The 12,419-nt window shown below is 60.3% G+C and carries 14 protein-coding genes; 9 read left to right on the top strand and 5 right to left on the bottom strand.

Annotated elements, in window-relative coordinates:
* Positions 1-24: 24 nt before the first annotated feature.
* From ACK4FF_RS00650 to ACK4FF_RS00660, 3 genes are all read right to left on the bottom strand, one after another.
* Positions 25-663 (bottom strand): alpha/beta hydrolase, encoded by a 639-nt coding sequence (locus ACK4FF_RS00650; RefSeq protein WP_409703415.1) that lies wholly within the window; start codon positions 661-663, stop codon positions 25-27.
* On the bottom strand, positions 660-971 hold the full coding sequence (locus ACK4FF_RS00655) for a (2Fe-2S) ferredoxin domain-containing protein (protein ID WP_409703418.1): 312 nt from the start codon (positions 969-971) through the stop codon (positions 660-662). Before ACK4FF_RS00655 ends, ACK4FF_RS00650 begins: the two co-directional genes overlap by 4 nt.
* Positions 972-1,038: 67 nt before the next feature.
* Positions 1,039-2,205, bottom strand: a complete 1,167-nt coding sequence (locus ACK4FF_RS00660; protein ID WP_409703421.1) for a VanZ family protein — start codon at positions 2,203-2,205, stop codon at positions 1,039-1,041.
* A gap of 77 nt (positions 2,206-2,282) precedes the next feature.
* Between ACK4FF_RS00660 and ACK4FF_RS00665 the strand changes: the two genes are divergently transcribed.
* From ACK4FF_RS00665 to ACK4FF_RS00675, 3 genes are read left to right on the top strand one after another with little or no spacing between them, the layout of a single operon-like run.
* Positions 2,283-3,059, top strand: coding sequence for a biotin--[acetyl-CoA-carboxylase] ligase (locus tag ACK4FF_RS00665; protein ID WP_409703424.1), 777 nt, complete (start codon positions 2,283-2,285; stop codon positions 3,057-3,059).
* A complete protein-coding gene (locus tag ACK4FF_RS00670; protein WP_409703427.1) occupies positions 3,056-3,871 on the top strand; it encodes a type III pantothenate kinase in 816 nt (271 codons plus the stop codon). Before ACK4FF_RS00665 ends, ACK4FF_RS00670 begins: the two co-directional genes overlap by 4 nt.
* Entirely contained in the window at positions 3,868-4,596 is a 729-nt protein-coding gene (locus tag ACK4FF_RS00675) for a hypothetical protein (protein WP_409703430.1), read from the top strand. Before ACK4FF_RS00670 ends, ACK4FF_RS00675 begins: the two co-directional genes overlap by 4 nt.
* Before the next feature lie 6 nt (positions 4,597-4,602).
* On the opposite strand, the gene ACK4FF_RS00680 is transcribed toward ACK4FF_RS00675, so the two are convergent.
* On the bottom strand, positions 4,603-5,727 hold the full coding sequence (locus ACK4FF_RS00680) for a class I SAM-dependent methyltransferase (RefSeq protein WP_409703433.1): 1,125 nt from the start codon (positions 5,725-5,727) through the stop codon (positions 4,603-4,605).
* A gap of 107 nt (positions 5,728-5,834) precedes the next feature.
* On the opposite strand from ACK4FF_RS00680, the gene ACK4FF_RS00685 reads away from it, so the two are divergent.
* Genes ACK4FF_RS00685 through ttcA form a run of 3 tightly spaced genes read left to right on the top strand, consistent with a single transcriptional unit; the run spans position 5,835 to position 7,959 of the window.
* On the top strand, positions 5,835-6,599 hold the full coding sequence (locus tag ACK4FF_RS00685; RefSeq protein ID WP_409703436.1) for an SDR family oxidoreductase: 765 nt from the start codon (positions 5,835-5,837) through the stop codon (positions 6,597-6,599).
* Positions 6,596-6,994 (top strand): dihydroneopterin aldolase, encoded by a 399-nt coding sequence (locus ACK4FF_RS00690; protein ID WP_409703439.1) that lies wholly within the window; start codon positions 6,596-6,598, stop codon positions 6,992-6,994. Before ACK4FF_RS00685 ends, ACK4FF_RS00690 begins: the two co-directional genes overlap by 4 nt.
* Positions 6,995-7,023: 29 nt before the next feature.
* Positions 7,024-7,959: a tRNA 2-thiocytidine(32) synthetase TtcA gene (gene ttcA, locus ACK4FF_RS00695; protein ID WP_409703442.1), complete on the top strand. Its 936-nt coding sequence runs from the start codon at positions 7,024-7,026 to the stop codon at positions 7,957-7,959.
* Between the two features lie 464 nt (positions 7,960-8,423).
* Here ttcA and ilvA read toward each other — a convergent pair whose 3' ends face one another.
* Positions 8,424-9,944, bottom strand: coding sequence for a threonine ammonia-lyase, biosynthetic (ilvA, locus tag ACK4FF_RS00700; protein ID WP_409703445.1), 1,521 nt, complete (start codon positions 9,942-9,944; stop codon positions 8,424-8,426).
* Between the two features lie 119 nt (positions 9,945-10,063).
* Here ilvA and ACK4FF_RS00705 point away from each other — a divergent pair, with 119 nt between their 5' ends.
* From ACK4FF_RS00705 to ACK4FF_RS00715, 3 genes are read left to right on the top strand one after another with little or no spacing between them, the layout of a single operon-like run.
* The gene (locus ACK4FF_RS00705) at positions 10,064-10,648 is read left to right on the top strand and encodes an SPOR domain-containing protein (RefSeq protein WP_409703448.1); all 585 of its coding nucleotides are present in this window, start codon (positions 10,064-10,066) and stop codon (positions 10,646-10,648) included.
* Positions 10,649-10,652: 4 nt separating this feature from the next.
* On the top strand, positions 10,653-11,291 hold the full coding sequence (locus ACK4FF_RS00710; RefSeq protein ID WP_409703451.1) for a thiol:disulfide interchange protein DsbA/DsbL: 639 nt from the start codon (positions 10,653-10,655) through the stop codon (positions 11,289-11,291).
* A 2-nt stretch (positions 11,292-11,293) separates the two neighbouring features.
* Complete coding sequence (locus ACK4FF_RS00715) at positions 11,294-12,367, top strand: septal ring lytic transglycosylase RlpA family protein (RefSeq protein WP_409703454.1); 1,074 nt, start codon at positions 11,294-11,296, stop codon at positions 12,365-12,367.
* The last annotated feature ends 52 nt before the right edge of the window (positions 12,368-12,419 follow it).

A 12,419-nucleotide genomic window follows, 5' to 3' on the forward strand; every position in this document is an offset into this window, starting at 1 on the left:
TGTGAATTCGACAGGCCTTCAGGCTCAGGCTGGGTAATAACGCACCAGCATGTCTTTGAGTTGAGGCAACTTGCCATGAAAAAAATGCTCCACGCCGGGCATCACCATGACGGGTATCTGCTGGCGATTGGCCCATTGCATCACCGTGTCCAGCGGCACGGTGTCATCCACTTCGCCGTGGATGACCAGCGTGTCCGCAGGCACATCCGCCACATTGAAGCGGCTGGTGGCCGTGCCGACCAAGGCCAACTTACCCACGGGCACGCCTTGGGAGCGCAATACCTGGGCCGCATGGCTGGCCACAAAAGCACCAAACGAAAAACCGGCCAGCGCCACCGGTTGCTCGAGCAGTTCAGCAGGCAACAGTTCAGACCGGGCCCGCTGGACAAGGTTCACCAAATCATCACGCTCGCCCTGCCCATGGTCGTGGACACCCGCACTCTGGCCCACACCCCTGAAATTGAACCGCACCGTCACCAAACCCAATTGCAGGAAGGCCCGGGCAATGGTTTGCACCACTTTGTTGTCTTTGGTGCCACCAAACAGCGGATGCGGATGCGCCACCACGGCCAAGCCGCGCAAAGCCTCTGTGGGCTCGTCAATGGACACCTCGATGTCGCCGGCCAAACCTGGCCACACTGCATGACGGGTTCTGGGGTTCATGGCAGTCGCAGGCGCTCAACCACCTCACCACGGACCAAGTGACTGTCGATGATTTCATCCACATCCTCTTTGTCCACGAAGGTGTACCAAACCCCCTCTGGATAGACCACCAAAACTGGCCCCTCATCGCAGCGATCCAGGCAACCCGCTTTGTTCATCCGAACTTTGCCTTGGCCATTCAGGCCCAGTTCCTTGATGCGGGCTTTGGCGTAGGCGTGCACCTCGGAGGCGGCACAATCGCCACAACTGCGCTCGCCGTTGTCACGCTGGTTCGTACAGAAAAACACATGCTTGTCGAAGTAGCTCATGCGCAGAGACCTGAAGGGGAGAGGCGAACAGAGGGCCGCTTGGACAAACGCCAAGAAGGAGCATTAATTATCGCCGAAAACGGGCCTCAGGCCGGCTCAGGAAAATCAAAATGGTGAGTGCAAGAATGGGCCAGAGCTCACTGATCCAGCGCCCTGCCTCCTGAAGTGAGCGGAACAAGCCAATCCAGCCGGGGCCACGCACTGTCAAATCGGGGTCATAAACCCCAGGCAATAGCAAAGTGAGCGACCACCCAACCACCAAGTGAAGCAGACTCAAGCGGGCCAGGTGATGAGGTGCAAGCCGTTCAAACGACACGGCCACCGCCGCCAACACGGCCAAAAACAACCCAGCACCGTGCGCCCCCAGCCAAAGGCCCGATTGGTAAACCCACGCATCCACAGGAAAGAGAATCAAGCCCTCAAGGCTGCGCAGCAACACGGTGATTGCGATCAGCACCAGCACCATCCGCAGCCGTGGTGAACCGGACTGGGTTTGTGCCAAACCAATCAGCCAAGCACACATCAACCAACAGTAATTCAGCACATTGGGTGCCCATTGCTCCACCTGCAAAATGAATGAGGCTGGCAGGCCAAATGGCGTACTTTGAATTTGGGGGCCGGGAATGTCGAACAAATTGCCCAACCAAAACCCCATGCTGAACGGCGGGTTTTGGGGTGGCAATATGGCCAGAAACCACAACACCAAGAGCAGCGCCCCCAGCCAGGCACGGTCAATCAACCACGATTCCAGCCGACGGTTCAGCCCAGCAACCCATGGGTTACGGGCCGTCAGCGCAACCGCCAGCAAAGCCCCCAACACCCCGCCCATCACATTGGTGAGCACATCCATTTTTGAGGGCACACGGGTGGGCAGATAGGTTTGAAGGGCTTCCACCGAAAACGACAAGCCAAGGCACACCACACCGACCAGCAGAACATCGCGGCTGCGCACCGACCGGCTGGTGCCCAAGGCCAAACAAAACCCCAGCGGCAAATAGCCAGCCACGTTCACGATGATGTCGGCCCACAGCAAGGTTTGATGAATGGGCACCCACGGGCCCAGAACAAATTCAAACGGGCCTATGCCGATTGAGCGCCAATTCACATAAGGAAACAGGCTGAGGTGAACCACCAGACAGGCGTACACGCAGGCGAAAATCAGCAGCCCGCGATGCGGGTTCGTGGTCCGCAAGGCGTCCTGAATCAAGGGCTGGCGTCGGTCTGGTGTCGGCAAAAGTGGCTCGGAACAGAACAGGAGTGGGGTATGATGGCCCCACTGTGCGGATTCCCGCATGCGATTGAAAGACTGTGATGATGTTAACCCAAGCTGAGGTTCACTGGATCGTTGTGGATCAAGTGGACTCAAGCAACTCCGCGCTGCTTGAGCACTGCCGGCACACCCCCTGGACCGGTATTGTGGCCATGCTGGCCCACCGCCAGACGGGTGGGCGGGGCCGTGCCGGGCGGGTTTGGCACAGCGCAGCGGGCCAAAGCCTGTGCCTGTCGATCGCACTGCCGATGGCAGGCAGTGCCTTGCCCTGTCTGCCCCTGTGCGCTGGAATCGGCGTGGCTCAGGGGCTGACCAGCCTCGGGGTGCAGTCCCAGTTGAAGTGGCCCAACGACATTCTGATTGATGGCGCCAAAGTTGGCGGCATTTTGTGTGAAGCGACAGACACGGCTTGCGGCCCTGCTGTTGTGGTGGGCATCGGCATCAACATTGGCGCGGTGCCGGAACAACCCACCGCAGCCCCAAGCTCACCCACTGCACCGCTGCCCCGCACCAGCCTTCAAGCACACTGGCCTTTGAACAAACCCATGCCTGAAGCCCAAACCTTGGCCGAGCGACTGCTGCCCTGCGTGGTGTCGGCCATTGAAGCAGCCTTGAATGGGCAACAGGCCAGCCTCATGGCGCAGTTCAATTCGCGCGATGTGTTTCGGGGGCAGGTGGTTCAAGTGTGGGACGGACCTGATTTGCACCTGGAAGGCAAGGCTTGGGGCGTGGGCACCGAGGGCACCTACTTGATTGAGACTGCGCATGGCCTTGAAACCGTGCTGGTGGGGGACCTGTCCCTGCGGAGCCGACCATGAAGCGCCTGCTGTTGATGGATGCGGGTAACACCCGGATCAAATTTGCCGCCGCATCCGCGCCCACCGGCCTGGGCCAATTGCCCACACTGGACGCTGACTTGCCCGGTAGCGCCATGCCCAGCGATGAAGTGTGGCCTATTGGCGCTTTGCAAGCCGCGCTGGCGGACCAACTGCGCTTATACGATGGCATTCATGAAGTGCTGTGGTGCAGCGTGCTCGGCACGCGTTTTGAGCCATTGATGCAAGCCGCCTGCGAAGCCCTGAAAGTCAGCCAACGGCGAATTTCGCCCACCAACAACCCACTGATGCGAACCCGCTATGCGGACCCCTTCATTTTGGGGCAAGACCGATGGGCACTGTCACTGGCTGTGGCCCACCGCGCACAGCTTGAAGGCAGCGTGGCACCACAACTGGCAGTCAGCCTGGGCACGGCCACCACGGTGGACCTGGTGTTGCCAGGCACCCCTGGCGAACACGCCGGCGGCTGGATTGCGCCCGGGGTGCACACCATGCTGAGCAGCCTGGCCCAACAAACAGCCCAGCTTCCCATGGCCCGCCTTACCGATGTGGATTGGCCCACCCGCACGCACGACGCCATTGGCGCGGGGGTGCTGCACAGCCAAGTCGGCCTGATTGCCCAAGCCTGCCGTGTGGCCGAACAGCACACTGGGCAAACGCCGCAGGTGTGGCTCAGTGGCGGCCATGCACAGGCCATGTTGCCCCATTGGCCCTCTGCCCGCCTGCTGGAACGCGGTGTGATGGAAGGCCTGTGGGTGGACGCGGCCTGTCAGGCTTTGGGGGCCGCACCATGAGCCGGGCCCGTCAAACATACACGGTGTTGCTGCTGGGTGTGGCATTCAACGGGGTGCTGGCCGCTGTGTTTTGGCTGTGGCCATTCATGCCACAACGTTCAGCGGGCGACCCCGGGAAACGTGCGGAACTGGTGGCCATCGAGCGGCCTTGGGCTGTAGCAGCCCCAAGCACCGACGCGCCCAAAGCACCCGCCGTCAAGATCGACCTTCAACAGGGGGCCAGCAGCCTGAACCAAGCCATTGAGGAGGCGAGCGCACAGGCCGATCCGTCCGTGCGCGGGTGCCGCCTGTGGGGTCCGTTTGTGGCCGGTGATGCCGACCGAATCGCCAGCGCCTTGAGTGAATGGACAGGACAGTCGCAACGGGTGGAACGGGAAGTGCCGGTGGGCTACATCGTGTATCTGGACAAAACCCGGACTGGCCCCGCCGGGGACATTGCCCTGCTGCAATCCAAGGGCATACGGGACTGGTTTGCCATCAACACACCGGGGCCATTGCAAGGCACGATTTCACTGGGCCTTTTCAGGGACAGGGACAGGGCTGAGCAACACCGAAAAGACATGCAGTCCAAAGGACTGGACCATGTAGAGATTCGAGAACGGCTGGGCCCCAAACGTGGTTACTTTGAACTGCGGGGCACCCCCGCCCAAATGGACAAACTACAAGCCATTTACGCCTTGGTGCCCAAAGGTGAACTGCTGGATTGCCCTGCGGCGGCCAGTTGAGCGGGGTTACAGGTCGCCGCTGTGATCATCCGCCCAAGCGGCCTGCAGCAACAAGGCATCCTCCGGCAGTTCCACACCCCGGGACCACACCAGCGCCTTGAACTGGCTGCCCATTTCATGGTCAGCCAGCAACATGTGAACGGCTTGACGGGCGGGCCCACCCCGCACAGGGTCGCTCCAGTCGGGCCATTGGCTGGCCATGTCCAGAATACCCAGCCCACGCAACAAGCCTGACTGCGTGCAATACCCCTCCAACTGCCCGCCAGCCGCCGACAGCGCCGCATACATGGCGCTGAAGTCCACGTGGGCAGTCAAATCTTGTTGACCCGGGTTGAGCAGAAAATCGTCATGCGCCACATGGCGGGCCGTGGCTCGAAGGGTGCCTTGGGTTCGTGACGGGTGGTAATACAAACCGGCGTGGTAGCCATAATCCACCATCAAGGCCACCCCATTGAGCCGTGCCGTCAGGGTGCGCACCCAGGCCTGTGCCTGCTCACACACTTCAGACTGGTAGCCTTCCGGCCAGGGGCCGTGCGCCTGCACCAAGGGCATCACCCGGTCGCACAGGTCTTTGGGGGCAGCTTCCCATTGCCAAGTCAGCGCCTCACCTTGGCGCACTACCCAGGCCTCTTGAATCGCTTGCTCATGCCAGCGGAAACGGCGCACGGGCATGGCATCCAGCACCTCGTTGCCTATCACCACACCGTCCAACACATCGGGCAGGGCACTCAACCATTGCACCTTGGCACGCACGTGGGCTGGCAGGGTGGACAGGGTTTGCGACTGCTGCGCTTTCAGACCAGCCGACAGGTCCACAATGAAATACGCCTCGATGTCTTCGCCCAACTGGCTGAGCACTGCGTGGGCCAAGGCACCGGTGCCTGCTCCAAACTCATAGATGTGGCGGGCGGGCAAAGCCGCCAGCACGGAGGCCAGTCCGCGCGCCAAGGCATGGCCAAACAGGGGGGTTAGCTCGGGGGCGGTGATGAAGTCCCCGCGTGCGCCGAACACAGCCTCCCCGCGGCTGTAATACCCATGCTGCGGGTGATACAGGGCTTGGGCCATGAAGGTGTCAAACCGGACGGCTTGATCGAAATTCCCCAGCAAAGGGAGCGCTTGGTTTACAATCACGGGTTATTCTTTGAAAACAAAGTCTTGGCATGGCCAACCGAGCGCCCCTGCATGGTGGTGCCCTTTCCCATGCCACAGACACCGCATTTTTCCCCGGATTGTACCCGATGCCTGAACACCGTACCGAATTTGCGCTGGTCACCGGCGGCGCCAAAAGGCTGGGGCGCGCCATTGCGCTGGAACTGGCGCGTGACGGCTGGAACATTGCCTTGCACTACCGCCATTCCCGCGAGGATGCCCAAGCCACCGCTCAGGCCATAGAAGCTGAAGGGGTGCGCTGCGTGCTGGTGCATGGCGACCTTGAGGACGACAAGCAGGTGCAAGCTGCGTTTGCCCAGGCCTGCGAAGCCGGGCCTGTGCGCTGCGTGGTCAACAACGCCTCGCTGTTCGAATTCGATTCCGCCCAGGGGTTCAACATCGCCCTGTTTCAGCGGCACATGGCCAGCAACCTGGCCGCCCCTGTGCGCTTGGCCCAACTGCTGCACGCTCAAGTACCCGAGGGCGAACAGGGTGTGGTGGTGAACCTGCTGGACCAAAAGCTGCACAACCTGAACCCGGACTTTCTAAGCTACACCCTGAGCAAAGCAGGCCTGCAGACGGCAACCACCCTGCTGGCCATGGAACTGGCCCCCAAAGTGCGGGTGACCGGCGTGGCCCCGGGCTTGACCTTGATTTCGCATTTGCAGACCGAAAACCAATTTGAACAAACCCACCAGATTTCACCGCTGGGCAAGTCCAGTGACCCGCAGGACATCGCACGTGCCGTGGTGTTTCTGGTGAACAGCCCTGCCATCACCGGCACCGCCTTGGTGGTCGATGGTGGTCAACATTTGGTGCCGATGGCCCGCGACTTCAGCATGATGAACCCATGACAGACTGGTTTTTTGATTCAAGACTGGCGGATTGTCGGCGCGTGTTCATACGCGATTTCGACGTGTCCGCCGCCATTGGCGTGTTTCCTCAAGAGCTGGGCCGCACACAGGCGGTGCGCATCAACATCGACTTCTGGGTGAAATGCGCCTCCACGCCCTCAGAGCGCGACCTGCTGGCCGACGTGGTGGACTATGACTTTGTCCGCCCCGGCATTCACGGGCTGATCCAATCCGGCCACATTGGCCTGCTGGAAAGGCTGGTGGACCAAACCCTGGACTTGGTGCTTGAACACCCCAAGGTGGTGGCGGCCCGCGTTCGCGCTGAAAAGTCTGAGGTGTACCCCGACTGCGAATCCGCAGGTGTTGAAGTGTTCCGCTTCAAGCAGGCCCGCTGAACCCCATTTGATTTTTTGAGTTGATTGCCATGACCCAGTTTTCCGAACAGGCCCTGCAGTTCTTCCCGCCCAAGGTGGCGACGCAGGATGAAGGGACAGACTCATTCCCCACACGGGACGAGCAAAAGGAAGCCTTCGAGTTCAACAAACTGCAAAAGCGTTTGGTGAAGAATGTCGGTGAGGCCATCGGCGACTTCAACATGATTGAAGCTGGCGACAAGGTGATGGTGTGCCTGTCGGGCGGCAAAGACAGCTACGGCCTGCTGGACGTGCTGATGCTGCTGCGTGAGCGCGCCCCGATCGATTTCGACATCATCGCTGTGAACCTGGACCAGAAGCAGCCAGGTTTCCCGGAGGAGGTTCTGCCCACGTACCTGCGCAGCATCAATGTGCCTTTTCACATTGAAGAACAGGACACTTATTCCATCGTGAAACGGGTGATTCCTGAAGGCAAAACCACCTGCTCCTTGTGCTCACGCCTTCGCCGGGGCATTTTGTACCGCGTGGCCAAGGAACTGGGTTGCAACAAGATTGCCTTGGGCCACCACAAAGACGACATTCTTCAAACCTTGCTGCTGAACCTGTTCTACGGAGGCCGCATCAAGGGCATGCCCCCAAAACTGGTCAGCGACAACGGCGAGCACACCGTGATTCGCCCCTTGGCCTATTGCCGGGAAAAGGATTTGGCCCGTTATGCCCAAGCCCGGGAATTTCCGATCATCCCGTGCAACCTGTGCGGCAGCCAGGAAAACCTCAAGCGCAAGGAAATGGCGCAATTGCTGAACCAGTGGGAAAAGCAGAACCCACGGTGGATTGCGAACCTGTTCACGTCGCTGTCGACGGTGGTACCTTCCCACCTGATGGACCGAAAACTCTTTCCGTTTCAAACCATCAAGCCCGGTGACCCCAAGCCTCAGTTTGGGGCTGAGGGGGACATTGCGTTTGATTCTGACGACGCCTGTTGAGCCAAAACGATACTTCTCTTCGTTTTCTGCGGGCGACCTGCACGGTCCTCCCCGCCCTTGGCGACGGTCCATTGGTTGATCCCTCGCGTGACCTCTCGATCGCGGAGGTCGCCCCTCCAAAACACACGGTCGGGGCCGCCCTCTGATCGCGCCTGCTCGGTCCGCTTGGGCCAATGTCCCTGAATGTCGCTGCAGGGGAGGAGCACCGTGCGTCGCCCGGCATTCCACCACCAATCGATGCCCGGGTCTGTACAGTGAACATTCAAGCGCCCCGGCAGGTTGGCCACGCTAGGCGGACGAGCGAGCGACCAGACTTGTCTGAGCCCTGCAAGGGCGAGTTGTCTGGGAGGCGAGTCCGCGCGTGGACACCTTTGCCTTCGGGGCGCTGTTCACTGTACAGGCCCGCGTATCGGTTGGGAGTTTTAGGAAGCCCTTGCAGATTGCCTGCATAGCACCACCTCCGACTACCGAAGAAACAAGCGATACGCCGGGTTGTCGGTTTCATTCACCACGGGGTAGCCGAGTGAGGTCAAGAAATCGTCGAACTCTGCACGGTCCTCGGGTGGCACCTGAATGCCCACCAGAATGCGGCCGTAATCCGCCCCATGGTTGCGGTAATGGAACAGGCTGATGTTCCAGCCCGGGTTCAGGGAATTGAGGAATTTGGTCAGCGCACCAGGCCGCTCCGGAAATTCAAAGCGGTAGAGCAGCTCATGCTCGGCCACCTGAGAGCGGCCGCCCACCATGTGGCGCAAATGCAGTTTGGCCAACTCGTCGTCAGTCAGGTTCAGGGATTCAAAGCCGCTTTCGCCAAAACGGCTGGCCAACTCGTCGGCTTGCCCACGGCTGGAGACCTGCACACCCACGAAGATGTTGGCCACGCTAGAGTCGGCCATGCGGTAATTGAACTCGGTGACATTGTGGGGCCCCAACAGGGCGCAGAAGCGACGGAAACTGCCGCGCTCTTCGGGCAAGGTCACTGCGAACACCGCCTCGCGCTGTTCGCCCACCTCGGCCCGCTCGGCTACAAAACGCAAGCGGTCAAAGTTCATGTTGGCACCACAGGAAATGGCGACCAAGGTCTGGTTTTCCAGCCCATGCTGCGCGGCGTACTGTTTCAACCCAGCCACGGCCAGCGCACCTGCGGGTTCAAGAATGCTGCGGGTGTCCTGAAACACGTCTTTGATGGCCGCACAGGCTTCGTCGGTGGTCACACGAACCACGCCATCAAGGTACTGGGCACAAAGGCGGTAGGTTTCTTCACCCACCAGTTTGACCGCGGTGCCGTCTGAAAACAGGCCCACTTCTGGCAGGGTCACCCGCTGCTGCTGCTCAAGGCTTTGGGCCATGGCGTCAGAATCCACGGTTTGCACGCCAATGATTTTGATGTCAGGCCGAAGTTGCTTCACATAGGTGGCCACCCCTGCGGCCAGGCCGCCACCGCCAATCGCGATGAAAATGGCGTGGATGGGGGCTTGGTGCTGCCGCAGAATTTCCATGCCCACCGTGCCTTGGCCGGCAATTACATCTGGGTCGTCGAAAGGGTGAACGAATGTCAGGCCATGGTGTTTGGCCAGCTCAAACGCGTGGGCAGCGGCATCGCTGTAGCTGTCGCCATGCAACACCACTTTTACCCAATCCCCCCCGAAACGCTTCACCGCATCAATCTTCAAGGCCGGGGTGGTGACGGGCATCACAATGGTGGCCGTGCATTTCATGCGGGCCGCAGACACCGCCACCCCTTGCGCGTGGTTGCCCGCCGATGCGGCGATCACGCCCTTTTCCAACTGCAAGGGCGTGAGGTGCGCCATTTTGTTGTAAGCGCCACGCAGCTTGAAGCTGAACACGGACTGCATGTCTTCCCGCTTGAGCAAGACCCGGTTGCCTGTTCGCAAGGACAGGGCATGCGCATGGTCCAACGGGGTTTCAATGGCCACGTCGTAGACCTTCGCGGTGAGTATGCGTTTGAGATAATCCAGACCCACAGGGCACCTGCACGGTAGTTTGATTGGGGGAACAGCCTCGAAGTTTAATCCATGCCCGCCACAGCCAAGGGGCTTGCGGCATAATTGGTGCCTATTCATCCGGACTCGCCCTCAATTTCATGGCCACCAGCAAACCCCGCAAACCCGCCCCCAAAGCCGCACCGAAGCAGTCGGCACGCTCCAGCCGGGGCTCGACCTTGCCTGCATTTGTCTTTGGCATGGTCTTCGGTTTGCTGATCGCTCTGGGCGTGGCACTGTTTGTGACCAAAACCGAACTGCCGTTTTCAGGCGCAAAAACACAGGCCGACGAAGCCAAGGTGTCGCCGGGCCCCGGCAAAGGTGTGCCCGACCCCAACAGCCCGATCTACAACAAGGCGGGTGCGAATTCAGACTCCGTGGTCACCACTGACCCCGATAAAGCGGCTGTGGCTGGCCGCCCCGGCGCTGCGGAACCAAATACACAACCCATCCCTCAAACCCAGTATTTTCTGCAGATGGGCAGTTTTCGGAACCGGGAAGATGCCGAGCAACTCCGGGCGAAACTGGCTTTTGTAGGCACCGAATCCGAGATTTTCGTGGGTGAAGTGAACGGCAATGTCGTCAACCGAGTGAGGGTTGGCCCGTTTACTTCAGCAAACCAGGCTTATCAGGCCCGCGTGCCGTTGACCAAGGGTGGCTTTGACGCCACCGTCGTGAAGGAGTAAACACATGAAGCGTCGTGACATTCTGCAAGGCGCAGCCGCAATCGGCACCCTGGCATTGACAGGCCTTCCACTGGCGCAGGCACAAGACGCCGCTGCATTTCGCAAAGCCAAGAAAGACACGCCCCGCAGTGCCCCCGGCAAAATTGATGTGGTTGAATTCTTCTGGTACGGCTGCCCGCATTGCTACCACTTTGAGCCGGCGTTGAACGCCTGGGTCAAAGCACTGCCTTCCGACGTGAATTTTGTGAAAGTGCCCGTGAAATGGCCCAGCAACCGGGTCAACTTCGAGGGCCACCAGAAGCTGTACTACACCCTGGAAGCCCTCGGAAAAATGCCCGCAGCCCACACCAAGGTATTCGAGGCCATGCACAAGGACAAAAAGGTGCTGGCCAACGATGCGCAAATCTTCGATTTTGCGGAATCCATTGGTATTAATCGGGAAGAATTCGCGAACGCCTACAAGTCGTTTGCCGTGAACACCAAATGTGCCAAAGCAGTGGCGTTGCTGGAGGCCTATGGGCCAGAAGGCGTGCCCACGCTGGGCATTGACGGCAAGTTCATGACCTCGGCGTCTATTGCAGGGTCCGAAGAAAATGCTTTGCGAACCGCCGACCTGCTGATCAAGCGGGCACGCCAGGGCTGAACGTGAGCAACAGCGCGCTTCGCCACTGGGCGATTGGCTTGGCCTGCCTGGCCTTGGCGGCCTGTTCTAGCGCGCCGGTGCGAAAAGCCGAAGCCCCCAAGGTGAACAAACCAGCCTCCACCGCTGCGGCCAGGCCTGCGCCACCGCCTGTGGTGGGTACACCCCCGCCGCCCGGCTGGGAGGCTGCGCCCCAAGGTGGCGGCTATTACATGGATGATGGGCCCGGCGACATCCGGCCCGCCAATTTGGATGAGATGCAATCGGCTGAACCCCAGCTTGAGCCCATCCAAGCCAATAAAACCCGCCCCTACCAGGCCTTGGGCCAAACTTTCTACCCCCAGAAAACCCTGGAAGAGCCCTACAAACAGCAAGGCCGGGCCAGTTGGTACGGGCGCAAATTCCATGGAGCCAAAACAGCCACTGGCGAGATTTACGACATGCACCAGATGACAGCGGCCCACCCCACGCTGCCGCTGCCCAGCTACGCCAAGGTCACCAATCTGTACAACGGCAAATCGGTGATCGTCCGGGTCAATGACCGGGGCCCATTCATGCGTAACCGGGTCATCGACCTGAGCTATGCGGCCGCCTACAAGCTGGACTACATCAACCACGGCAGCGCTGATGTGATTGTGGAAAAGCTCACCCCGGACATGATTGCTGCCTACCAAGCCGCCAAACAGGCTGGGCAAGACCCGGTCGCAGCCTTGAATCGAAAGGACCGAGCCACGTCAGCGCAAGCACAGCCCGCCATCAACACGGCCCCGGTGCAGACAGTGGCGTTGCCCTCCATTGCTTACCCCGCAGCCCCCGCCACCACCGCAGCCCCAAGTGGGTCGGTGTACTTGCAAATGGGTGCATTCGGCAGCAAAAGCTCGGCGGACAACCTGCTGAACCAAATCAACCCGCAGATTGGGGCCTACGGCCAGCGCGGGCAGATTCTGTCTGAATCGGGCCTGCACCGCGTGTTGGTGGGCCCATTTACGTCGCTGGAACAAGCCCAGTCGGCCGCAACGCAACTGGCGGTCACCACGCAGATCAAACCGCTGGTCAAGCAAGACTTGATTTTGCCTTGACCGCCCCCATGTCGGTCAGAACGGGCACCGCAGAGTGCCCAAGACCGCAACG

The sequence above is a fragment of the Limnobacter sp. genome (assembly GCF_046297615.1).
In the GTDB taxonomy this organism is placed as follows: domain Bacteria; phylum Pseudomonadota; class Gammaproteobacteria; order Burkholderiales; family Burkholderiaceae_B; genus Limnobacter.